Genomic DNA, 21837 nt, shown 5'->3' with positions numbered 1-21837 from the left:
CTAATTCAGACGCCGGCCGCCATCGACGACGAGCGTCACGCCGGTGGTGAACTTCAGGTGTGTCGCGCACGCTTCAATGGCGGCGGCAATATCGTCGGGCGTACCGATCCGGCCAAGCGGCGTAGTCGCTGCAACCTTGTCGTTGAAATCCGCACCACGCCCCGGTACGAAGGTCGTATCGACCACGCCGGGCGACACGTTGATCACGCGGATGTGCGGCGCGAGTGCACGGCCAAGCGATGCGGCCATGATGTCCAGTCCGGCTTTCGCCGCGCAATACGCAATGTTGCTGCCGATGCCAGTCGTCGCCGAGATCGACGACACGTTGACTACCAGCCCGTCGCCCGATGCGGCGAGCAGTTCGCGAAACACACGGATGACCGCGAACTGGCCACGCCAGTTGACTTTGAACATGTCGTCGATCAGTTCGTCAGTCAGCGCGTCGAGGTCCGCGTGTTTGACCGGTTGCGTGAAGCCTGCGGTGTTCACCACGATATCGACGCGGCCATAGTGGTCGCGAACGGTTTGCGCGAGCGCGCTCAGCGTGTCGCTGTCCGTAATCGACGCGAGCGCCGCGCTATGCCCATCACCCGGCAGACCAGCGGCGACGCTTCGCGCCTCGCCGAGGTCGTTCTGTCCCACGACGACAACACGAGCACCCGCCTGGGCGAGACGCTGTGCCGCGGCCGCACCGATGCCACCTGTGCCACCCAGAATCACTGCCACCTTTTTATCGAGAGCTTGAGCCATGTGATCGATCCTTGTCATTTGATGGGCGGTGTGGGGTACGTCGGCACGCCTTGCGCAAGCACGAAACCATACTCGAGCGTGTAGTACACCTCATTCATTTCCGGTTTCGGGCCGGCGCCAGCTTCGTGGCGCTCGAATCTGCCGACCAGATCGCGTGTTACGCCGAACACAACGTCTGAATCGAGATATTCGGCGTCGTCGGCAAAAACCTGCGAAATCAGCGTCGAGTATCCCTCGGCAACCACAACGAAATGGAGGTGCGCGGGCCGGTACGGATGGCGTTTTTGCTCACGCAACAGCACCCCAACGGGCCCGTGAGTAGGCACCGGATAGCCGGCCGGCTTTACGCTCCTGAAATTGAACGCGCCGTTTTCGTCAGTGAAGAAATGGCCGCGCAGATTCATCTCGGGTTGGTCCGGGTCCTGGTTTTCATATAGGCCCACGGTCGATGCCTGCCAGACGTCGACCATCGCGTTAGGTACAGGCTCGTGACGGGTGTTGAGCACCTGCCCACGAACAAAGATTGGCGAGCCCGGCGTATTGCCCTGCACGATGGATTCACCTGGCTCGTAGCGCGGCGAGCCACCGCGATAGAACGGACCCAGCAATGCGCCGCCCGTGCGGTCGTCATGCGCCGAGTTGTTTAGCGTCTTGACTAGCGTGGACAAGCCAAGCACGTCGGCTAGAAGCACGACTTCATTGTGGCTGTCCGTGCAGGTCAACCCAACCTGTCTGACGAAATCCAGGCCCTGCTCGAATTCTTCGTCGGTCAGTTTGATTTGCTTCAGGAACGCATGGCCGTGCTCAACCAGTGCGCTCATGATTTCCTTAAGGCGCGGGTTATCGGTGTGACTCATCGCCGCGAGGACGATCCCGGTAACCGACGCGGCGTCGGTGACGATACTGCTGCGCTTTGTTTTATCCGGCATGCTCAATCTCCTGTGCAATCGATTGCATAATATCGCGCAGTTCTGTCCGTGTCAAAGGTTGGCATTCTCAACTTAGCGCGGAAATTACTGCCTTCTTACGTAAATTAGCAATATGCTTACTTACGCAATCGTTTGCATATTTGATTTCAGGCACGTGAGAGATCGTGCGAGGACTGTGTCCTGATTTGACCTGACGGTCAGCGTCGGGATGCGCCCGTGAGGGCGAACGAGTATCCCAGCATGGCATTGGCGGGCCCCGAGTCGTCCACCCCTTCGATCCCACCGACCGACGCGTAGAGTGCTCTGGCGGCCACGTTATTTCGATAGGTCAGGACCCAGGCGACCGTACAGTTCCTGGTGCGGCCCAGCTCGAAAAGGGCCTTTAGCATGGCCTTGCCCAATCCGCGATGTCGATGCGTCGGCGCGAGCGCAACTTCGTTGATCCACAACTCTGCCGGTTTGTCCGGGTGGATATAGTGGACTCCGGAGGCGAAACCGACGACCACCCCATTGTCGATCGCAACCGCAATGTGATGACGGGGGTCCCCAAGAAATTCCCTGGTCAGTTCCGCATCTACCGGATTGTCGAATACCTCTGCTGCGACGTTTGTGAGGATGTCCTCATCACCGCGCTGTAGAACCTTGATTTCGATGCCCATAACGCCGCCTCTCCCGCACGCCTCGTCGGTACTTATGAGCGCCGCATCCACGGCGTGATTGTTAGTCCGACCAGCAATCCTTCCGGCGAAAGAAATCGTGTGACTGTCTGCCCCCATGGCTCCTTCTTGTTCCTGACGAGCATTCGATAGCCTCGCGACTCCAGTTCCGCCGTTGCGTCTTCAACGTTATCGACATCAAATTCGAGCCATGCCTGGGGAACGGGTGTGTCGTCTGGCCAGGAATCTTTGCCAAAGCAGGACTGTGCCGCCTGCTCGAGCGGCCACAAGGCAAAACTCCCAACGCCTTTCAGGGCCTCTGTATGCAGATAGCCGCCCTGCTCCTCCGTGAATGAGATATTGAGGATCTCGCCGTACAAGTTTCGGCTCACGCTTTTATCGCGGACGATGGGTCCAAACCCAGCAACGAACAGGATCTTGATACGCTCGAATTCTTGCATGTGAGTTCCTCCTGCGGCAGCGGACCACTCCGCGAACATAGTCAGCGGAGCGATGACTTGCCTTCGATTCATGCGCACCGAAAGTAGACATCGCGTTGACATGTGTCTTGAATGAATCGGACATCCCGCGCATCTTTCAAAGATTACACCTTGGCAGCCCCCTATGCTTGTGCTGCCGTTCGAACTCGCCAGGTTCTGCGCCATATTTAAGGACTTGAATATGATGCACATTCGGCAGAGTCTTCCTGTCGCCGACGAGGACAGAATGGAGACGGTAATATGGCGCAACGGCGCTGGGCGCTGCCGGCGCCTGGCGTACGGAACATCATGGGCCACTGCGTCACCGAGTTGCCATTCTCCGGCGCGGTGGGCAAGCCGGGCCTGTATCTCTTCCAGCCGCTTGCGGACGGAGACACGACACATGGATGCTCACGAACCTGTCACGCGGCCGACACAGCCTGTCCGCCGCCCGGTGCTGGTTTGGGACGCGCCGGTACGACTGTTTCACTGGCTCGTGGTGGTGCTGGTCACGGCGGCCTATGTCACCTTGAAGCTGAACTGGATCGACTGGCACATCCGGGTCGGCGAGGCGCTGCTCGCGTTGGTGATTTCCAGGCTGCTGTGGGGCTGCTTTGGCAGTGAGACCGCGCGTTTTCGCAGTTTCGTGGCGTCACCCGCAGCTGCACTTCGTCATTTGCGACACCTGTTTCGCCGCGAGCCGGACGTGCAGGTAGGCCATAATGCGGCCGGCGGCTGGATGGTCCTGCTGTTGCTCGCGTTGCTGCTGGTCGAGACGCTGAGCGGGCTCTACGTCAACAATGATATTGCCGACGAAGGGCCGTTGAGCGAAGTGGTGCCCGTATGGCTCACCAACGCTATTTCGACGCTGCACGGACTTGTTTGGGACGTGCTGCTCGCCGCGGTGACGCTGCACGTGCTCGTGATCGCGCTCTATGCGGTCGCGAAAGGACACAACCTGCTGCGTCCGATGCTAACCGGCTACAAGCTCCTGCCTTCCACCATCGACGCGCCGCGGCAGACGCCAGCGCTGCTGGCGCTGCTGCCGCTCGGCGTAGGCACTGCCGTGGTGATGCTGCTCGCGGCTTATCTCTGAGCTTGCCGCGAACCTGATCTCAGGGTGCCGCTTCAGTGGTTGCGTCAGTTGCTCTTCGGCGGCACCACCTGGCCGCGGATTTCGCCGTCCGGATTGGTCTTGGTGTGAACATTGATGTACATGTCGCCGGCCTCGAACATCTTGGCCTCATCCGGGGATAGCGTAGCCTGACCGCTGAACGGACTCGTCATCTCCATGGTGCCTTTCTGGGAGAGCCAGACCTTCACGCCGGCGTTTTTGCCGGCCGGAGCGGGGCCATGGAAATGCGCCATCGTCGCCTGACTCGACAATCCGCTAAAGCTGATGTTCCAGGTGACGACCCGCGTGCTGGAGTCGTACGTGAGGCTGGCGCTGCCGCTGCCTGGCGTCTGCACGGGCGGAACCTGTTGGGCACCCGTCAACGGCACGGCGAATGAGACCGGTGCCGCTTGCGCCAAGGTCAGCGTGCCCGCCAAGGCCAGACCACCGAACACCATGAAGGCGCGCTGCGAGAGGGATAGTGACATTTGGTTTTCTCCTTTTGGGTTTGCCCTTGATGGGCGGTAGCCACTGTCGAAGAGTGCGGAAGACCTCGTCTGCGCCGCTGGCGGCGAAAGAGGTGAGACAAGGATAGGCGCAAGCCGCCGGTAACTCCAGTTGGGGGCCCGAAAGCATTTGGGAGTGACACTGCCCTGCCGCCCCCTACTCTCCAAACCCCACCCCGTTCCGGCGCCTTAACTGCACCACATCGCGAAGTGGCGGCGCCCCGAACAGCCGGCTATATTCGCGGCTGAACTGGGAAGGGCTGTCATACCCGACCCTGATCGCCACCGACCCGACATCCCCGTTCTGCCCCAGTAACAATCTCCGCGCCTCATGCAGCCGCAGTTGCTTCTGATACTGCAGCGGGCTCAGCGTCGTGACGTTCTTGAAGTGATGATGGAGCGACGACACGCTCATGTTCACCTCCTGCGCCAGCGTTTCCACCCGCAAAAGCTCGGTGTAATGACTCTGGATCCACTCGATCGCCCGCGCGATCCTGTACGTCTGGCTCCCGCTGATGGCGATGTGGCGCAGTCGCTTCCCCTGCTCGCTCGTCATCAGCCGGTAGAGCAATTCCTTCTCGATGAGCGGCGCGAGAACGGGGATGTCACCCGGAGTATCGAGCAATCGCACGAGCCGCAGCGCTGCATCGAAAACCGGCGCTGACAGCGAGCCCACGGCGATGCCTTCGCCCGCCGACGCGGCATCCGGTTCCGGCAGATGCAACTGCGTTGCCAGTTCGACGATGCGCTGCGGATCAAGCGTGAGCTTCACGCACAGATAAGGCGCGTCAGACGATGCCCGCGTCACCTGCGACGTCATCGGCAAATCGACGGAGGTCACGAGGCAATGCAGATGATCGTAGTCGTAAGCCTGCCCTGCGACCACGACCCGCTTGGCGCCTTGCGCCGCGAACACGAACGCGGAGCTCGTCACGCCGCAACCGAGATCGGCGGGTGCCGAGTATCGGTAGAACGTCAGCGAGGGAATCGCCGTTTGATGCGCGCCGTCCACCGGCGCGAAGCGGCTGATGAGCGCGGCAAGTTCGCGGCGCGCCGTTTCGCGCGACGCCGTAGGATCGGGCCAGGAGGAATTCTGTTTCATGCGCATTGAAATCCGTTGACGGAATCGAGCATACCCAACTGCTGCCGGGCACCCACAGCCGGCCCGCTGGATTTGCAGCATTGTTCAATATATTTGCAGGATTGTGTAAGCGCAACGGCAGGCGGTCAGTCACACTGCCGCGTAGACCCGGCGCCAAGTTCGGGCTTTCCCCACGGAGAGGTTCCATGTCTACATCGTTTGTCCTCAACGGCAAGAACGTTACGCTCGACGCCGATCCCACTACCCCACTTCTCTGGGCGATCCGCGAGAACGCGGGTCTGCACGGCACGAAGTTCGGCTGCGGCATGGCGCAATGCGGCGCCTGCACGGTTCATCTGGAAGGCGAAGCCACCCGCTCGTGTGTGCTGCCGCTCGCCGCCATCGCGGGCAAGCGCATTACAACTATCGAAGGCATCGAAAGCCGGCCCGCCAAAGCCATTCAGGCCGCATGGGTCAAGCTGCAGGTCCCGCAGTGCGGCTACTGTCAGTCCGGACAGATCATGTCCGCGACGGCCTTGCTCGAACACAATCCCACCCCCACCGACGCCGATATCGACACCGCGATGAACGGCAATCTCTGCCGCTGTGCGACCTATGTCCGCATTCGCGCGGCCATCCACGAAGCCGCTGCCACCCTGAAGGCCTGACCATGACGACCGATCTCGATCCCACGAATGCGGTACGTCCATCCCGCCGGACCTTCCTGAAAGCAGCCGGCGCCGTCGCGGCAGTCGGTCTCACCCTCGGCTTCGAGTGGGCGGGCACGGGGCGCCGCGCGCTCGCTGCCACGCTGCCCGAAGCGACGTTCGCACCCAATGCATTCCTGCGCGTCGCGCCCGACAACAGCGTCACGGTCATCGCCAAGCACGTCGAGCTGGGCCAGGGCGCGTACACCGGCATCGCGACGATCGTCGCCGAAGAGCTGGATGCGAACTGGCAGGACGTGCGTGTCGAAAGCGCGCCAGCCGACGCAAAGCGCTACGCGAATCTCGCCTTCGGCACGATCCAGGGCACGGGCGGCAGTTCGGCGATGGCCAATTCGTGGATGCAGTTGCGCGAAGCCGGCGCGAAAGCACGCGCGATGCTGGTCTCCGCCGCGGCGGCGCAGTGGCAGGTGCCCGCCGCCGACCTGACGACGCGCGACGGCAGCGTCCACCACGCGGCCACCAACCGGACCGCGACCTACGGCTCGCTGGCGTCGGCCGCGGCCCGGTTGCCGGTGCCGGACAAGGTCACGCTCAAGTCGCCACAGGATTTTCGTTTGATCGGCCATCAGTTGCCGCGCGTCGACGTGCCGTCGAAAACCAACGGCACCGCGCAGTTCACGCTCGACGTGACGTTTCCCGGCATGCTGGTCGCACTACTGCAGCGTCCGCCACTCTTCGGCGCGACGGTCAAGTCGTTCGATGCGTCGGCCTCGAAAGCGGTGCCGGGCGTCGTCTCGGTCGTGCAGGTGCCGGGCGGCGTCGCGGTGGTCGCGAATGGCTTCTGGGCGGCGAAACAGGGTCGCGACGCGCTGAAGGTCGAATGGGACGATGCGAAGGCCGAAAAGCGCAGCTCGGACGCAATCATGGCTGAATACAGGCAGCTCGCCGAGCAGCCCGGCGTGTCCGCCCGAAAAGACGGCGATGCGACGCAGGCGCTTGCGGGCGCGGCGAAGAAAATCTCTGCCACCTATGCGTTTCCGTATCTCGCCCACGCGCCGATGGAACCGCTCGACGCGGTCGTCAAGCTCACCGCCGACAGTTGCGAAATCTGGGCAGGCGACCAGTTCCAGACCGTCGACCAGGGCAACGCCGCACGCACGGCGGGGCTCGATCCGCAGCAGGTGAAGATTCACACGCTATATGCGGGTGGAAGCTTTGGCAGACGCGCAAACACCCAGTCGGACTATATCGTCGAGGCCGTGTCGATCGCGAAAGCGCTCGGTGCGAACGGGACACCCGTCAAGCTTCAGTGGACCCGCGAGGATGACATCCACGGCGGCCTCTACCGTCCGATGTACTTCCACAAACTCGATGCCGGACTGAGCGCCGACGGCAAGCTCGTCGGCTGGCGGCATCGGATCGTCGGCCAGTCGATTCTCGCCGGCACGCCGTTCGCGAGCGTCATGGTCAAGAACGGGATCGACTCGACGTCCGTCGAGGGTGCCGCGAACCTGGCCTACGCGATTCCGAACATCTCGGTCGAATTGACGACCACGCAGACCGGCGTGCCGGTGCTGTGGTGGCGGGTCGTCGGCAATTCGCACACGGCGTTTGCAGTCGAGGCGTTCATTGACGAAGCCGCGCACGCCGCGGGCAAGGACCCGTTCGTCTTCCGCCGCGACCTGCTCGCCCACGAACCGCGCATGCGGGCCGTGCTCGAACTCGCCGCGCAGAAAGCGGGCTGGGATCCAGCTAAACCGCTGCCGAAAGGTCGCGGGCGCGGAATTGCGGTCGCCGAGGCGTTCAGCACCTTCGTAGCCCAGGTCGCGGAAGTATCCGTCGACAAGGGCGGCAACGTGAAAGTGGAGCGTGTTGTCTGCGCCGTCGATTGCGGCACGCCGATCAATCCCGACATCATCGCTGCCCAGATGGAAGGTGGCATCGGTTTCGGCCTCGGCGCGGCGTTGCACAGCGCGATCACGTTAAAGGACGGCAAGGTCGAGCAGAACAACTTCGACGCCTACCAGGTGCTGCGGATTTCTGAAATGCCGAAGGTCGACGTGCATATCGTGCAGTCTGGCGAAGCGCCGACCGGCGTGGGCGAGCCGGGTGTCGCGCCGGTCGGGCCGGCCGTTGCGAACGCGATTTTCGCGGCCACTGGCAAACGGGTTCACAGCTTGCCGTTTCCGGCGGCTGCGGAAAAGAGCGCCTGACGGTCGTTTCTTCAGGACCGTTCGACGTGCGCCGTATCCCGCTGGGTGCGGCGTTTGTTCGAGGTATCGGATCCGGTATGCCGGCCTGCCAGCGTTACAGGTAACGACACTGGCGATGCGCGACGCATACGTATTGCGTCAGGTCGCGCGTGCCGGTGCCTGCGCGACGCCCCTCGCCCCCAACACCGGCCTGACCAGTTCGGTGTGAACGTCACACGAAGACGCGCGGCCGAGCTGGCCGTGACTGGCAGCCAGCCATCGGTCGGCCACGGCTCGCCCTCGCTCGAACAACTTGTCGATGAGCGCCCACGACGTGCTGCTCTTCGACACGAAGCCGAACTCCGCCAGGAAAGGGTCGTCCCGGATCAGGTGGAAGCGCACTGGCTTGTATTTCGTCCGCTTCGATACGTCCGCGTCACCTAGATCGGCCAGGACGCGATTCACCGCCTCGATGGCATTGATCTCAAGCACGACGGACGCATTGAAACCGATCTCGTTCAGGCGATCCTGAATGTCGCGCGCATTTTTTGGCGGCATGTGCTGCCGGACGAGCGGATTGACCATCACCAGAATCAGGTCCTTGACGACATCGACGAGCGGCGACAGCGGCGGGTTGCCGAGATAGCCGCCGTCCCAATAGGGCACGCCGTCGATCGTCACCGCCCGAAACGCGGTCGGCAGGCAGGCGGAGGCACGCAGCGCATCAATGGAGAGGGCCGGCTGCGTGAATATCATGCGCTGGTTGTCGCGTACATTCGTCGCCGCGACGAACACGGGTGCCGTGCCTTTGGTTTGGTTGAATGCCGCCAGTTCGGCGGGAGGCAAGACCTGCTCAAGCAGCGGGCGCAGCGCATCCTGGTAGAACGGATTGTTGTACGGAGAGACAACAAGGCCTACGGCCTCGAGAGCGATCGCCATTGGACTCCAGTCGATGTTCCAGCCACCGAACGGACCCGGCTCGGCAAACCCGAAGAGCGCATTGCCGGCGAGTGCGCCGCTGCGCGATACCGCTTCCCAGAATGCACGGAGCTTGGTTCGTGCCGCTTCGGCGCCACCGAGTACCAGTCCGCACGCACACAGCGTGGCGTTGATGCCGCCCGCACTCGCGCCGCTGATCGCGGCGATATGAAGCCTCTCCCGCCCGACCTCTTCCAGCAACCGGTCGAGCACACCCCACGTGAAGGCGCCATGCGATCCACCGCCCTGCAGTGCCAGCGCAACGCGCGGGAGGCCGCCCGCCTGGTTCGGCTCGGCAGCCGCAGCCGTTTGTCCATTCTCCATCGTGCATGCTCCCTCGATGTCGAAACGATGACGTGTGCTTCTTCGGCAACGCCAACACACCCTGCCTGGCAGCGTAGCTGGAAGTGACGCGGTCGTAAAGCCGGGCGAGCGTCGCGTTCGGTACGGTACAAGGCCGGGTGGCGGCGCAAGCGTCGAATTCGAAGCCTGCCCGCCGCGCCAGATGCACAACGGGCAAATAGTGTCGCATCCCGACGTGCGCATTGCATCCAGCCGACTACCCATTCGGGTGGTGTGCGCCCGAGGTCGTCCTGTCATTCTGAATGTGCTCGCCGGCACCTTGCTTGCGAAGAATCGCGCATATAGGGGCGCGGAACACGAGCGGATCGCGTTCCATATCGCAGGAGAAATGACATGGAAACCTCAACGTCTGGCGGAAATCCGTTGCTGGACCTTTCCGATAACCTGGCGGACATCGTCGAGCGCGTGGGGCAGCACGTCGTCGCGGTGCACGGGCGGCATCGCATTCCTTCAAGTGGCGTAATCTGGCGGCATGGCGTCGTCGTCACGGCTGCGCACACGCTCAAACACGAAGACGGGATCAACGTCACGCTGGCCGATGGCCGGAGCGTCGCCGCGGTTCTCGCGGGGCGGGACACGGGCACCGATCTCGCCGTGCTCAAACTGGACGGCATGGACCTCGACCCGGTCGAGTCCGGCGATGCCCGCTCGCTCAAGGCAGGTCATCTGGTGCTCGCGGTCGCGCGGGTTGACGGGCCTGGCACCAGTGCCGATTTCGGCGTGGTCGGCGCCGTCGGCGGTCCCTGGCGGACGTGGCGTGGTGGGCAGTTGGATGCGTTCGTGCGGCTCGACGGCGGCCTGCGCCCGGGGTTCTCGGGCGCGGCCCTCGCGGATATGCGCGGACAGGTCATGGGCATCTGCACATCGGCGCTCGCACGCGGCGCCGGCATCCTGATTCCCGCGACAACCGTGGCGCGCATCACCGAAGAACTGCTGGCCAAAGGACACGTGTCACGCGGCTACCTCGGCGTGGGCACGCAGCCAGTGAACCTGTCAGAAGCGTGGATGCAGAAAATGACGCTGTCATCCGATCGCGGCTTGCTGGTCGTTTCGCTCGCGGAGAACGGGCCGGCAGACAGGGCCGGCGTGCTGATCGGCGATGTGCTGATCGAGCTGGATGGTAAGCCATGCCGCGATATGGACGACGTGCACGACGCGCTAGGTTCCGAGCGCATCGGACAGGCGCTGAAGATTGCGCTGATTCGCGGCGGGGAGCGCCACGAGTGTGCGGTCATCGTCGGCGAACGCCCACAACGCAATTCGTGCCGCTAGGGTTCAGGCAACCAGTCAAGTGACGGGTGGGCAGATGGCACAGATGAGGCCGGTCCGGGTCGCCGTTATCGCCGCAGCGCCGCAGGTGCGCGCGTGCCTGCAAGCGCTCGTCGACGCGACTCCGGCACTCAGGTTTGTGGGCAGCGCATCCGACAGTGAAACGCTCGCCGACTGCTTCGCTGGTTCGTTGCCGGATGTAATCATCATCGACCTGGAGCCGGAGGCGAGCGACGCGCTCAGGTCCGGATTCGAGGCAGCGCTCGATGCAACGCAAGCGCCTCTGGCGCTCGTCCTGTTGACCGACGAGACGGACATCGACTGGGTCCATGAGGCGTTGCCAGACAACGTGATGGCGATCCTGTCGCGAGACGCGACCCCAGGCGAGATCGTCGCCGCGATCGAAGCGGCGGCCGCGGGTCTTTGCGTGCTGCCGCCGGATATTCTCGCAAGGCTGCTGGCCGGGCGGAAGCCGCCTCGCCCGCTGGCGTCCGCAGTGCACATCGAAGCCCTGACTCTACGCGAGATCGAAGTGCTGACGATGCTCGCCGAAGGGCTCGGCAACAAGGAGATCGCGCGCCAACTCGCCATCTCCGACAACACCGTGAAATTCCACCTCTCCTCCATTTTCGGCAAGCTGGGCGCAACAAGCCGCACCGAAGCGGTGATGCTGGGCATGCGGCACGGGTTCATCATGGTGTAGCGAACAGCCTCTCGGTACACCCGGACATGGCTACGCATCCCTCGTCTCATGGCCGCATAGCCGACCGCGCCGCTACGGCGACGTCACCTGCCACGGACGCAAGGGCTCGACTGTGCGCCGCTACCAGGGCGTCGTAGCCAGGTCCGTTCACGGGCTCGTGCACAACCGTTTGTCCGCTGATTCTCTCCCCGCGCTTCGGCTGACGCACCGACCAGATAACGGCCAGCATCACTGTGCCGTCGGCCGACGAATCGAAGCTCTGCACGTCAACCGACACGCGGTAGGCGTTTTCGTCCACACGTTGCGGATAACTGGATACGATCGCGCCGGGTATGCGTTGCGCGAGATCCGCTGCCAGTACGCGTGAAATCTGACGCTTCAATGGCTCAGCCCAGCGCGCGAACTCATCGATAGACACGCGGTTGGCATCCAGCCTGGATACGATTTGCGGTCGATCGACCAGTTCGGGAACCGTCACCGGATCGATTGCGATCAAGATCGGATCGGCGCGTTGCGGCTGTCCCACCGCTTGAACCGGGCTCAATGTGTAGAAACTTGACGCCGGCGACGTTGCGCATCCGGCGAGCACGGTCAACACGATTGTCGTCAGAAATAACGTTTGATATCTGCTCATCACCTGTCCTCGGTCTTGCCACGGAGCAGCGCTTCTGGATGGCGTTGGAGATACTCCGCCAGCGCGCGGAACGAGGCCGCTGTCCGCGACAACTCGCGCATGGTTTCCGCAGTGCTTTGCTGCAATGGCGAGTCGCCTTGCAACGCGCGATTCGCTGACGTGAGCGCTTCACGTGCTGTGGCCAGCGTCGCTTTTGCCTCCGGCGCCACGCCGGTATTGATCGTATTCATCAGCGTATCCGCGTCATTGAGCGTTTTGCGCAGGTCGTTGCCGATTCCTTCAAACGGGATCTTGTTCAGCTTCGCGACGAGACTTGTGATGGAGTCCTGTAAGCCCTGCAGGTTGCCCGGTACCGTTGGCAGTTGAGGCGTCTTTGTACGCCAGTCGACGCTTGCCTTCGGCGCCGAAGGAAAGAAATCGATCGCGATATAGAGTTGACCCGTAAGCAGACTCGCCGTCCTCAGTTGCGCCCGCAGCCCTTTTTTCACCAGGTAGTCTGCAAACTCTTTCCGCTTCGACGGTATCGCCCCAATGGCGCTTCCGGAGTCGTCGCGTGAAATCAGGCGTTCAGGAAAAATGCTGACCTCGACGGGGATACTGAATTCCTTTGTTGCTGGGTCAAAGTGCGTGTTGATCGCCGAGACCTCGCCGATCACTATCCCACGGAAGTCGATGGGCGCCCCGACAGTCAATCCGCGCACAGACTCCTTGAAGTTCAGCACGTACTTGTCGACGATCGCGTCATGCTCCTTCATTGCCTCGGCCCGGCCTGCGAAAAGGTCGTACTGATGCTGCGCGTCTGCTTCAACCCTGTTTGTCGCGCCAGATGGGTTCTCGAATGCGAGGCCGCCGATCAGGACCGACACCAGCGATTCGGTGTTGACCTTTACGCCAGTCGTATCCAGCGTCACATCCACACCGCTCGCGTGCCAGAAGCGCGTGTCGCTCGTCACGTAGCGGTCGTAAGGCGCATTGACAAAGACATGGATGATCATTCCCGCACCCTCAGGATCAAGCGCGAAGGAAACGATCTGACCGACCTGGAGCCGCCGGAAGAATACGGGCGAACCGATATCGAGCGAGCCCAGGTTGTCGCTTTTAAGCACGAACGCTCGTCCGGGCGCCCCCGAGGCCAGGACCGGTGGCGACTCCAGTCCGACGAAATCACTGCGCGCTTTCTGCGCCGTCCCGATGTCCATGCCGATGTGGGACCCCGACAGCAACGTACCTATGCCCGATACCGTTCCTCCGGAGATGCGCGGTCGAACAACCCAGAAGCGGGTATCGTCGACGAGCATGCTGGAAGCGTTGCGGGACATTTCGGCGCTGGCAATCACGGTCTTGTGATCGTCGGAAAGTTCGACGCTTTTGATCACGCCAACATCGACATTCTTGAACTTGATCTTGGTCTTGCCAGCCTCAATACCTTCACCCGTCGAAAATCTGATCGTGATGGTTGGGCCACTTTTCATGACGGATTGCACGACCAGCCCGCCGGCTATCAGGAGTGCGACAATCGGCACCACCCACACAAGCTGCAGGCGCCACTTCGATTGTTTGACAGCAACGGCTGCTGGAAAGATGGACGCACTTTGCTCATCGATCTGCCCGGGCGACTCATTCACTTTCCGACTCCACTGCATCCCATATGAGCCGTGGATCGAACGACAGCGCGGCGAACATCGTCAGCACGACTACCGCGCCGAATGCAATCGACCCGGGACCTGCGTCGATCGTTGCAACCGAACCGAATTGCACGAGCGCGACCAGGATGGTGATGACATAGATATCGAGCATTGACCAACGGCCGACTAATTCCACCCACCGGTAGATACGTGTCCGCTTGCGCGGCATGAGGGACGAGCGCAACTGAGTGCTCCAGGCGAGATAGGCTAACGACAGAATTTTGAGCATGGGCACCACGATGCTGGCGATGAAAACGATCGTGGCAAGCGCCCACGATCCAGAGGTCCAGAGAAACACAACACCGCTTAGAATCGTGTTGGATTGCGCGCTGAGCAAAGTACTGGTGACCGTGACTGGCAGGAGGACGGCCGGGATATAGAGAACCATTGCGGCCAACAGGAATGCCCAGGTGCGTGCGAGGCTATTGGGCTTGCGCAGGTGCAACACTGCGCTACAACGCGGACATATCCCGCCACGAACATGACCGGGCGGTTTTGACATCAAGCCGCAGTCGTGACAAACGAACAGACCGGCGCGTGCGGCGGTAGCCACGTTGACGCCGTGCGACGCGACGTCGACGCCTGGCACACTTTCGATACGCGCCCATATATCACGCGGATTGAACGAAACAGCCGCTGCCGCGAGCAGCACCATCACCACGCCGAATGACCCAATCGCGACGCCAGGGACGACGGTCGCGAAGTGCTGGAGTTTGACGAGCGCAACCAGCATCGCAAGCATGAGCACTTCGATCATTCCCCAAGGCGCGACATGCCTTAGCACACGCAGCACAATCTCGGGACGTTGGGGCAAACCACCAATATGCAGCGGCAAGAGTAGATAGATCACCGCCGCCATGTTCAGTGCCGGCATCAGAATCGTCGTCACGAAGACCAAACCTGCTATGGGCCACATACCGTCGGCGTACAGCGAAGAAACTGCTCCAAACAGCGTGGTTTCGACGAGCGCGCCCTTGACCCAAAGTCCAACGATCGGAAAACAGTTGGCCACCACGAACAGGATCCCGGCAGCCAGGGTGAACGCCAGAGCGCGATCGTAGGTGGCCGGCAGGCTTCGGTAGAGGGCCGCACCGCACCGGTGACAGCGCGCGGTACCGCGTTCAAATAGCGGCGCCTTCCATTGGAGCAAATCACATTCGTGACACGCGATTAACTCGGTTTCATTCATTTTCGGCATCCGCTTGCGGGCGCATCACCCAGAAGCGCGCGACCCTCATTCAAAACTCATGTGAGGCGCCAGCCTAACATTGCCATTTGAACATGTAAACCGTCCAGACGGGTTGTTTGCGGATCGGACTCACGCGACGCTGCTACCGAAGCGGGCCGTCCGTCGCGATCAAGCCTCCAGGCGCGGCGGATTCCTTACGGACACCGAACATTCGAGCGCACACGACGCTCAGTAGCTTTGAGCGTCGTGAACGGTGCTGCTCACCGCAATATCGCCAGTTCCCAGCCGGCCGCTTTAGCCTTGATCCGTTGTATCAGCCCGCGGACCGTTTACGGCGTTTTGGCGGCACCTTCTGGGCCTGCCAACTTTCTTCGTCAAGGAGACGGTCGAACAGCCTGTTGCGATCTGAATCACCCAACGGTGACAATCCCAACAGAGAGTGAAATGCGAGTCCGCTGGCAGCAAAGTATCGCAACAACGACAAATCCAGGTCGGTCGCTTCGTCTTGCAACGCCTTCATTTTCGCTGCGTCAGACGTCTTCATGTCGTCAAGCAAGGTCGGATTTTCGACAATCGCGGCGAGAATGGCTCGTGCCACGGAATGCGGCTGATTGACGGATTCCCGATAAATCGCAATCTGGGCTGCCAGGTTCGGTTCGGCCTTCGACGCGCCCTCCTTCGCCATATAGTCGCGCGCAATGTGCTCGAACTGCTGCCGTTGATGTTCCAGCAGCGCGCAAAGCACGCCGTGCTTGGTGCGGAACTGATGCAGCAGTCCGCCTTTGCTGATGCCGCTTTCGCGCGCCAACGAATCAAATGTCAGTCCACCGACACCTTCCCGGGTGAGGATGGTGAAAGCAGCTTCAATCGCCCTTCTGCGGGACATCTCCGAACGGGTCTGGTTATCCATTATCGATATTGATGAAATCGCGATGATTGCGGCGCTGGCCCAATAACTGCCGCGTAGCTAGGGTGTTTGGCAAGTCATTCGATGCAGTGAATCGGGGTCTGCGAGCAGTCTCGCCAACCGTCTGCTCAAGAGGGTTCGCGCTGAGGAGTGGAATTGTACCGTGCCGAATAGCTCACAAACAAGCCGGATAGACGGTTTACAAATAAAAGCGGCGATGCTACTGTTCGGCCTCATCGGTCCCGTCCGTAACAGGACGGCTCCCACACCCGATTTGCCCCTCAAGGAACACAAAATGCTCAGGAAAAACCTCGTCCCTCTTCTTTTCACCGCCGCCGCGGTGCTGACCTTGACTGCGTGCGCGGGTGTGCAACCGGTCGCCTATACAGGCATCTCATCCTCGCCGCAGTTGACGCAGAACCGCGGTGACGATTCAGGCAAGGTGCCCTACACCTATGCGGCCCCCGTGGTCTGGTCGCGATACACACAGGTCTTGCTGGATCCGGTCGTTGTCTATCAAGGCAATGACAACCAGTTCGGCGACCTGAAGGACGTCGACCGGGCCGCGCTTGCCGATTACATGGGAAAGACGTTTTCGGAAAAACTGGCGACACGGTTCAATGTTGCGAAGCAGCCCGGCCCCAACACGCTGCGGGTCAAGCTAACACTGACGGGCGCCGAAAAGACAACGCTGCTGGTTGGACAGGTCATGCATTTCGACCTTGCGGGCAATCTCTATAACGGCGTGCAGTCGATCCGCGGTGGCCAGGGTGCGTTCAGCGGTTCGGTTTCCTACGCCGTGGAAGTCTATGACGGCGCCAGCGGCCAACTGCTGAAGGCATACGTTTCGAAGCAATATCCCAATGCGATGAACCTGCCGGCAGCCTTCGGTTCGTTGAGCGCTGCGAAGACCGGCCTCGACAAGGGGGCGGACGCGTTGGTCGCCCAGCTTCATTAACGGGTTTCTTAGTCGCAGAATCGCGTGGACTGGCGCTTTGCCCGGCGCGCTGTGCCTCCGTCGTATGAATCACCGGAACTCGCCGCGGGGGGAACGCGGCTGTTCCGGACTTCTCCAGGGTTTGCGCATGCGCGCATTGGCCGACTTCGTTGTCTCACTCGCGCCCCCGCCTTTGATGGTCGCCATCGTGTTCTCGATCGCGTACCTGCTGGTGGGGATTCCGATCCAATTCCGACGCGGCGCGGGCGCGAGGGACCTGTTCGGCACGCTGGCCGGCGTCTTCGCCGCCCTCGTCTACATCACGCTCGTCGTGGGTTTCCATCCGGGGACTCACATCACCCCGCGATAGTCCGGCTCAACGCGGTTCAGAACGGTGCAGCCGGGGAAATCCGGCAAGCCGGTTCACGACAGGCGCAACGCGTATTGATGTGTAAGGCAGACTTCCTACAATGAAAGTACCGGCGCGCAGGGGCCCCAGATTGCCCGCAGAATCTCCCCCGCCGGTCGTTGATGGCTCGAGGCTGCGCGCTCGTATCGCGGAAGGATTCAACATGAAACCTGACCAGTTGGACGCGCCTGCAAACCCGGAGGAAACAACGGGGAGCAAAGTGTGCGTCGTGCTTGCGGCGCTCGGCACCTTGATGGCGGTTTTCGGCATCGCTATATGCGTATTCGGCCTCGTCGAGTTCAACAACACGAAGGTCCTTATCGGTGTGGGCGTCATCATTGTCTCGACAATTACCTACATTTTGATGCTGACGGCAACCGGGTGACCTGTCCCGCGCGCCGGACTCGCGTGGTCCGCCAGACCACGCTGCTAGCGACGCCCGGAAAGATCGATCTTGAGCAAACGATCGCCCATAAACGGTCCGACATACAGCGTGTTGCCGGTCTGAACGCCAACTGAATCGCCAGATAGAGTCGTCGCCCCCCGCGCCGTTGCCGTCTCCTCCATTACCTCCGTCCATCCCTACGATGAGCAACTCCTGAACATGATGCTCAACGGTACTGAGGAACAGGCATTGGAACGGGCTCGAGATGCGAGTTACGTCTACGCGACATCGAAGAGAGCGCTTTCACGATGGATCTGCCGCAATGCGATCGCACACCGCTCGCCAACTGGACACCGGTTGCGGGCAGCGAGAGCGTCAAACCGTAGGCCGATAAAAAACTAGCCTGCCTTCGGCGTTTTGTTGATCATCAGCGAGAGATGATCCAGATCCTCGCGCAACAGCGCCAAGGCTTCGCTTACGGCGCTGTTGCCTTTCAATTGCCGCTTGGCCGGCCGCACGACCGATTGCACAGCGAGTTCCGCGATCGTGTCGGCAATCTCGATCGCGCTGCTCGCCCCTTCCGGCTTGTACCAGAACGCGGGCCAGCTACACATGCCGATGAGCGTGAACGCCGTGACCTTGGCGTCGACGACACGGAACACCCCGGCGCTTACCCCTGCTTCGATTGCCGAAGTAAAGTTGTTCAACACCGCGCGCTTGGCATCTTCGTTCGCACGATACGCGCGTTCGGGCAACTGCTGCTCAGTGCGATGAATCACGCGAAATTCGTTATAGTGGCTCAGAATCAGCATCGTATGCTGATGAACCAGCAGACGCAGGCGCTCTTTCGGGTCCGCATCCGGTTCGGCAACCGCCTCGCTTGACAGCCGCCTCGCTCTTAACGTGACCTCCTCGACCAACGCCGTGAGTATCTCGTCCTTGTTCTTGAAGTAGTAATAGACCGCCGTACGCGTCACGCCGAGCGCCTCGGCGATTTCCTGCATCGACGCACCGCCGAAACCCTTCTCGATGAAGAGCGCGGCCGCGGCGTTCAGGATCTGTTCTTTTTGTCCGTCAGCATTCACCTTTGCCACGAAACCACTCCTGATAGCGGTTGACGGCCAGATTGCCGCCTTACCGTAGTGTTGTGTTTGCGTGATTGTAACGCTCAGGCCACCCCGTTCAACCCCTCGAACCCTGACCTAGCCCATGCGCCGGCGTCATGCGTCGCTGTGCGCGTATTGAATCAAAACGCTCACGAAACTCTCAGGTTCAGTGACTCGCTCTATCGTCGGCTATGCCTGTTTGTCCAGCGGATTGGACGTGCCGTGCCGGGCTGGCACGTTCTCCCCAGAGGCCGGGATCCGCTTCACGCGCCGCTCATGCAGACGGCCAAGATTGCCGACAGCCACCGCCGCCAACACGGTCGGCACCGCTGAGACGAGCAAGGTTCGATCGACGCTCCACGCGAGCGCCATCAACTGCCCGCCGGCCAGCGGCCCAAGCACCGCGCCGAGCCTGCCGAAACCGAGTGCCCAGCCCGCGCCGGTAGCACGCGCTCGTGTCGGATAAATCGTGACCGCCAGTGCATTCAGGCCGGATTGGCCGCCCAGAATGCAAAATCCGGCGAATGCGATACACAGAACGGCGGTCAGCGGCACCGCATGAAAGTAGCTGATGCCGACGATGGCGATGCCCCCGAGGGCGAAATTGGCAAACAACACAGCAGCAAAGCCGCGCCGATCGATCAGCATGCCGAGCGCGAAATTGCCCAGCAGACCGCCAAGCCACAGCGCCGTGCCTGCCAACACTGCTCGATTGGACGAATAGCCTGCACCGCTCATCAACACGGGAATCCATGCGGCGAGAAAGTACGCGCAAAGCATGTTGGCGAAGTTCGCAACCCAGAGCAGAGGGGTGACGATTCGACGGCCTTCGCCCAGCAGCATCGCCAGCGTGTTGCCGCTGAGTACGCTGTTCGCGAGCGGCAGCGTGGGCATGGCGCCCCCCGGCGCCACCCGGTGCAGCAGTAGCAAGGTACGTGGCGCTTGCGGGTGGCGCAGCAGGCAAAATTGCAGCGATTCGGGAAGCGCCGCGAACATTGAAAGGGACAACAGCGCTGTGAGCAATGCGCCCGCGTAAAAAACGCCGCCCCAGCCGAACGGCGCAATCACGAGCGCCGCGATCCCGCCGCCGATCACCCCGCCGACGATGTAGCCCGACGATACCGCCATCATCAGGCTCACGCGGATGCGTGCCGGGCTGTATTCGCCTGCGAGGGCCATCGCATTCGGAACGATCGCGCCCATGCCAATACCAGCGGCAAAACGAATGCCGATCAGTGCGTCGATCGAGTTGGCGAACGGCGTAAGCGTCATGCAAAGCGTGATCCAGGCGGTCGCCGCGATCAGCATCGGACGGCGGCCGATCTTGTCAGCAAATCCCGCGAGCGCCAGCGATCCGGCGAACATGCCCAGCAAGCCGGCTGCGAACACCGGCCCCAACACGGAGCGGCTGGACCCCCAGGCTTTTATCAACGTCGGAGCGGCATAAGCCATCGCCTGAACATCAAAGCCGTCGATCACCATGCACAACGCGCATAGGCCGAGCACGCGCCACTGCATGGCGGTAACAGGCCGGCCGTCGAACAACGAAAATGCGGTCTCTTCACCTGGCGATGCCATGACTGTCTCCAAACCTGATTTCTATAGTGGGTGCTGATTGGCGTAAGTGGGCGCGTCGCTACCGCGCTACTCACCCATCATTCAATTGACTTCCATATCTTTTATTTGACGACAACGACAAATTTCGAACAAAAAAAAGCGTGCGTCAGTCGCAGCTTCAGTTCACCGCATCGCCGTGAAGCAATTCATATTGCCGAACGAATTCGGCGTCGCGCTTGCGCAAATCATCATGCGTGACACGTCCGGTACGACGCATGTAGTCGTAAGTGAAGCTGACCGGATCGAGATGTAGTTTGTCACCGACGTTTTCATACCAATCAAGACTCTTAGCCGCGGCCAGTTGGAAACGATCCGAAGCCGAGCGGCGCAACGCCTCGAAATACTCGAACGCAGCCTTGAGATCAGTCGTGTGGGCACACAGCCCTTCGTATAGCGCGATCGAATCTTCCATCGCCATGCGTGTACCGGAGCCGAGCGAGAAGTGCACCGAACGCAGCGCATCGCCGATCAGAATCATGTTCTCGTGATGCCAGTTCTCGTTTTTGACGGTCACGGCTTCAAACCATGTTGACTTGTTCGACAACAGACCGTGTCCGTCCAGGTCGTCGGCGAAAACCTGTTCGCAGAACGCCCGGCTGTCCGCATCGCTCATCTTGCCTAATCCGGCGCGTGCCCACGTCTGCGGATCCGTTTCGATCAGAAACGTACTCATCCCGTCGGCGTACTCGTAACTATGGGCGATGAAAACACCGAATTCGGTTTCGCGAAAGATCAGCGAGACCGCATGAAACGGTTTGCTGGTTCCGTACCAGGCAAATTTGTTGCGACGCTGCACGAACGACGGTTTGAACGCATCCGCATATTGCGCGCGAGTCCGGCTGTTCACACCGTCTGCCACCACCACGAGATCAGCCTGACGCAATGCGCCCAGATCATCCACGCGAGCATTGAACTGTAGATCGACGCCCGCCGATCTGCATTCGGCATGCAGAAACTGCAGCAATGCAATGCGGGCGACTCGCGAAAAGCAGTTGCCATGGATCGGCACATGCACGCCGCGGTGGACGATTTCCATGTGCTCCGAACGCACGTGCCCGCCGGTAAACCGACGGAAGAACTCGGGGTCCGATTTCTCGAGAAACGACAACGCGACATCCGAAAACACCACGCCCCAACCGTAAGTGGCGCTGGCGTCATTCTGTTCGAAGACCCGGACCGTCCACTCCGGAAAGCGTCGTTTGACCAGATACGAGAGAAACAGCCCGCCGGGCCCTCCTCCTACGATATTGATGTTCATCCTCAATCTCCTGCGTCTGACT

Annotated in this window: 22 protein-coding genes; 8 read left to right on the top strand and 14 right to left on the bottom strand. The window is 61.3% G+C overall.

The window, feature by feature from the left end; genetic code table 11:
- The 4 genes from GNZ12_RS17395 to GNZ12_RS17380 form a co-directional block, all read right to left on the bottom strand.
- Positions 1 to 750, bottom strand: coding sequence for an SDR family NAD(P)-dependent oxidoreductase (locus GNZ12_RS17395; RefSeq protein WP_172311888.1), 750 nt, complete (start codon positions 748 to 750; stop codon positions 1 to 3).
- 14 nt (positions 751 to 764) lie between these two features.
- Positions 765 to 1679 carry a dioxygenase family protein gene (locus tag GNZ12_RS17390; protein WP_172311886.1) on the bottom strand — a complete coding sequence of 305 codons (915 nt, stop codon included), beginning with the start codon at positions 1677 to 1679 and terminating at the stop codon, positions 765 to 767.
- 197 nt (positions 1680 to 1876) lie between these two features.
- Positions 1877 to 2338, bottom strand: a complete 462-nt coding sequence (locus GNZ12_RS17385; protein ID WP_172311884.1) for a GNAT family N-acetyltransferase — start codon at positions 2336 to 2338, stop codon at positions 1877 to 1879.
- Positions 2339 to 2370: 32 nt separating this feature from the next.
- Positions 2371 to 2796, bottom strand: a complete 426-nt coding sequence (locus tag GNZ12_RS17380) for a VOC family protein (protein WP_172311882.1) — start codon at positions 2794 to 2796, stop codon at positions 2371 to 2373.
- A 421-nt stretch (positions 2797 to 3217) separates the two neighbouring features.
- Here GNZ12_RS17380 and GNZ12_RS17375 point away from each other — a divergent pair, with 421 nt between their 5' ends.
- Positions 3218 to 3910: a cytochrome b/b6 domain-containing protein gene (locus tag GNZ12_RS17375; protein ID WP_172311880.1), complete on the top strand. Its 693-nt coding sequence runs from the start codon at positions 3218 to 3220 to the stop codon at positions 3908 to 3910.
- A gap of 44 nt (positions 3911 to 3954) precedes the next feature.
- Here GNZ12_RS17375 and GNZ12_RS17370 read toward each other — a convergent pair whose 3' ends face one another.
- Both GNZ12_RS17370 and GNZ12_RS17365 read right to left on the bottom strand, forming a co-directional pair.
- Entirely contained in the window at positions 3955 to 4416 is a 462-nt protein-coding gene (locus GNZ12_RS17370) for a CHRD domain-containing protein (RefSeq protein ID WP_172311878.1), read from the bottom strand.
- Positions 4417 to 4591: 175 nt separating this feature from the next.
- On the bottom strand, positions 4592 to 5536 hold the full coding sequence (locus tag GNZ12_RS17365) for an AraC family transcriptional regulator (protein WP_172311876.1): 945 nt from the start codon (positions 5534 to 5536) through the stop codon (positions 4592 to 4594).
- Between the two features lie 185 nt (positions 5537 to 5721).
- Between GNZ12_RS17365 and GNZ12_RS17360 the strand changes: the two genes are divergently transcribed.
- Together GNZ12_RS17360 and GNZ12_RS17355 are read left to right on the top strand one after the other, a co-directional pair.
- On the top strand, positions 5722 to 6183 hold the full coding sequence (locus GNZ12_RS17360; protein WP_172311874.1) for a (2Fe-2S)-binding protein: 462 nt from the start codon (positions 5722 to 5724) through the stop codon (positions 6181 to 6183).
- A gap of 2 nt (positions 6184 to 6185) precedes the next feature.
- A complete protein-coding gene (locus tag GNZ12_RS17355; RefSeq protein ID WP_172311871.1) occupies positions 6186 to 8396 on the top strand; it encodes a xanthine dehydrogenase family protein molybdopterin-binding subunit in 2211 nt (736 codons plus the stop codon).
- A 138-nt stretch (positions 8397 to 8534) separates the two neighbouring features.
- Here GNZ12_RS17355 and GNZ12_RS17350 read toward each other — a convergent pair whose 3' ends face one another.
- On the bottom strand, positions 8535 to 9677 hold the full coding sequence (locus GNZ12_RS17350; protein WP_172311869.1) for a patatin-like phospholipase family protein: 1143 nt from the start codon (positions 9675 to 9677) through the stop codon (positions 8535 to 8537).
- 372 nt (positions 9678 to 10049) lie between these two features.
- Here GNZ12_RS17350 and GNZ12_RS17345 point away from each other — a divergent pair, with 372 nt between their 5' ends.
- Both GNZ12_RS17345 and GNZ12_RS17340 read left to right on the top strand, forming a co-directional pair.
- Entirely contained in the window at positions 10050 to 10988 is a 939-nt protein-coding gene (locus tag GNZ12_RS17345) for a S1C family serine protease (RefSeq protein WP_235993775.1), read from the top strand.
- Between the two features lie 34 nt (positions 10989 to 11022).
- Positions 11023 to 11688: a LuxR C-terminal-related transcriptional regulator gene (locus GNZ12_RS17340; protein WP_235993774.1), complete on the top strand. Its 666-nt coding sequence runs from the start codon at positions 11023 to 11025 to the stop codon at positions 11686 to 11688.
- A 46-nt stretch (positions 11689 to 11734) separates the two neighbouring features.
- On the opposite strand, the gene GNZ12_RS17335 is transcribed toward GNZ12_RS17340, so the two are convergent.
- The 4 genes from GNZ12_RS17335 to GNZ12_RS17320 all read right to left on the bottom strand — a co-directional run bounded on the left by GNZ12_RS17335 (position 11735) and on the right by GNZ12_RS17320 (position 16106).
- Positions 11735 to 12322: a PqiC family protein gene (locus tag GNZ12_RS17335; RefSeq protein WP_172311868.1), complete on the bottom strand. Its 588-nt coding sequence runs from the start codon at positions 12320 to 12322 to the stop codon at positions 11735 to 11737.
- Positions 12322 to 13947 carry a PqiB family protein gene (locus GNZ12_RS17330; protein WP_328806026.1) on the bottom strand — a complete coding sequence of 542 codons (1626 nt, stop codon included), beginning with the start codon at positions 13945 to 13947 and terminating at the stop codon, positions 12322 to 12324. Before GNZ12_RS17330 ends, GNZ12_RS17335 begins: the two co-directional genes overlap by 1 nt.
- Entirely contained in the window at positions 13940 to 15196 is a 1257-nt protein-coding gene (locus GNZ12_RS17325; RefSeq protein WP_172311864.1) for a paraquat-inducible protein A, read from the bottom strand. The genes GNZ12_RS17330 and GNZ12_RS17325 overlap by 8 nt, the downstream gene beginning before the upstream one ends.
- Positions 15197 to 15509: 313 nt before the next feature.
- Positions 15510 to 16106 carry a TetR/AcrR family transcriptional regulator gene (locus GNZ12_RS17320; protein ID WP_172311862.1) on the bottom strand — a complete coding sequence of 199 codons (597 nt, stop codon included), beginning with the start codon at positions 16104 to 16106 and terminating at the stop codon, positions 15510 to 15512.
- Between the two features lie 292 nt (positions 16107 to 16398).
- Between GNZ12_RS17320 and GNZ12_RS17315 the strand changes: the two genes are divergently transcribed.
- From GNZ12_RS17315 to GNZ12_RS17305, 3 genes are all read left to right on the top strand, one after another.
- Complete coding sequence (locus GNZ12_RS17315; RefSeq protein ID WP_172311991.1) at positions 16399 to 17061, top strand: DUF3313 domain-containing protein; 663 nt, start codon at positions 16399 to 16401, stop codon at positions 17059 to 17061.
- Between the two features lie 127 nt (positions 17062 to 17188).
- Positions 17189 to 17410: a hypothetical protein gene (locus GNZ12_RS17310; protein ID WP_172311860.1), complete on the top strand. Its 222-nt coding sequence runs from the start codon at positions 17189 to 17191 to the stop codon at positions 17408 to 17410.
- Positions 17411 to 17612: 202 nt separating this feature from the next.
- Positions 17613 to 17834, top strand: coding sequence for a hypothetical protein (locus tag GNZ12_RS17305; RefSeq protein WP_172311858.1), 222 nt, complete (start codon positions 17613 to 17615; stop codon positions 17832 to 17834).
- A 398-nt stretch (positions 17835 to 18232) separates the two neighbouring features.
- Here the strand turns inward: GNZ12_RS17305 and GNZ12_RS17300 are convergent, their stop codons facing one another.
- The 3 genes from GNZ12_RS17300 to GNZ12_RS17290 all read right to left on the bottom strand — a co-directional run bounded on the left by GNZ12_RS17300 (position 18233) and on the right by GNZ12_RS17290 (position 21815).
- Positions 18233 to 18928: a TetR/AcrR family transcriptional regulator gene (locus tag GNZ12_RS17300; RefSeq protein WP_328806025.1), complete on the bottom strand. Its 696-nt coding sequence runs from the start codon at positions 18926 to 18928 to the stop codon at positions 18233 to 18235.
- A gap of 201 nt (positions 18929 to 19129) precedes the next feature.
- Positions 19130 to 20518, bottom strand: a complete 1389-nt coding sequence (locus GNZ12_RS17295; RefSeq protein ID WP_172311856.1) for an MFS transporter — start codon at positions 20516 to 20518, stop codon at positions 19130 to 19132.
- A gap of 157 nt (positions 20519 to 20675) precedes the next feature.
- A complete protein-coding gene (locus GNZ12_RS17290) occupies positions 20676 to 21815 on the bottom strand; it encodes an FAD-dependent monooxygenase (protein ID WP_172311854.1) in 1140 nt (379 codons plus the stop codon).
- Between the last annotated feature and the right edge of the window lie 22 nt (positions 21816 to 21837).

It is taken from the genome of Paraburkholderia solitsugae, from assembly GCF_013177695.1.
Taxonomy (GTDB): Bacteria; Pseudomonadota; Gammaproteobacteria; order Burkholderiales; family Burkholderiaceae; genus Paraburkholderia; species Paraburkholderia solitsugae.
The sequence above is the reverse complement of the archived record's forward strand: the minus strand, read 5'-3'. Positions and strand labels throughout refer to the sequence as shown.

Coding starts and splice junctions, on each gene's coding strand:
- GNZ12_RS17390 (WP_172311886.1), bottom strand. CDS start 1,679: ATGCCGGATAAAACAAAGCGCAGCAGTATCGTCACCGACGCCGCGTCG.
- GNZ12_RS17310 (WP_172311860.1), top strand. CDS start 17,189: ATGCGCGCATTGGCCGACTTCGTTGTCTCACTCGCGCCCCCGCCTTTG.
- GNZ12_RS17325 (WP_172311864.1), bottom strand. CDS start 15,196: ATGAATGAAACCGAGTTAATCGCGTGTCACGAATGTGATTTGCTCCAA.
- GNZ12_RS17395 (WP_172311888.1), bottom strand. CDS start 750: ATGGCTCAAGCTCTCGATAAAAAGGTGGCAGTGATTCTGGGTGGCACA.
- GNZ12_RS17340 (WP_235993774.1), top strand. CDS start 11,023: ATGGCACAGATGAGGCCGGTCCGGGTCGCCGTTATCGCCGCAGCGCCG.
- GNZ12_RS17385 (WP_172311884.1), bottom strand. CDS start 2,338: ATGGGCATCGAAATCAAGGTTCTACAGCGCGGTGATGAGGACATCCTC.
- GNZ12_RS17375 (WP_172311880.1), top strand. CDS start 3,218: ATGGATGCTCACGAACCTGTCACGCGGCCGACACAGCCTGTCCGCCGC.
- GNZ12_RS17290 (WP_172311854.1), bottom strand. CDS start 21,815: ATGAACATCAATATCGTAGGAGGAGGGCCCGGCGGGCTGTTTCTCTCG.
- GNZ12_RS17365 (WP_172311876.1), bottom strand. CDS start 5,536: ATGAAACAGAATTCCTCCTGGCCCGATCCTACGGCGTCGCGCGAAACG.
- GNZ12_RS17370 (WP_172311878.1), bottom strand. CDS start 4,416: ATGTCACTATCCCTCTCGCAGCGCGCCTTCATGGTGTTCGGTGGTCTG.
- GNZ12_RS17335 (WP_172311868.1), bottom strand. CDS start 12,322: ATGAGCAGATATCAAACGTTATTTCTGACGACAATCGTGTTGACCGTG.
- GNZ12_RS17345 (WP_235993775.1), top strand. CDS start 10,050: ATGGAAACCTCAACGTCTGGCGGAAATCCGTTGCTGGACCTTTCCGAT.
- GNZ12_RS17360 (WP_172311874.1), top strand. CDS start 5,722: ATGTCTACATCGTTTGTCCTCAACGGCAAGAACGTTACGCTCGACGCC.
- GNZ12_RS17305 (WP_172311858.1), top strand. CDS start 17,613: ATGAAACCTGACCAGTTGGACGCGCCTGCAAACCCGGAGGAAACAACG.
- GNZ12_RS17380 (WP_172311882.1), bottom strand. CDS start 2,796: ATGCAAGAATTCGAGCGTATCAAGATCCTGTTCGTTGCTGGGTTTGGA.
- GNZ12_RS17320 (WP_172311862.1), bottom strand. CDS start 16,106: ATGGATAACCAGACCCGTTCGGAGATGTCCCGCAGAAGGGCGATTGAA.
- GNZ12_RS17350 (WP_172311869.1), bottom strand. CDS start 9,677: ATGGAGAATGGACAAACGGCTGCGGCTGCCGAGCCGAACCAGGCGGGC.
- GNZ12_RS17315 (WP_172311991.1), top strand. CDS start 16,399: ATGCTCAGGAAAAACCTCGTCCCTCTTCTTTTCACCGCCGCCGCGGTG.
- GNZ12_RS17295 (WP_172311856.1), bottom strand. CDS start 20,518: ATGGCATCGCCAGGTGAAGAGACCGCATTTTCGTTGTTCGACGGCCGG.
- GNZ12_RS17355 (WP_172311871.1), top strand. CDS start 6,186: ATGACGACCGATCTCGATCCCACGAATGCGGTACGTCCATCCCGCCGG.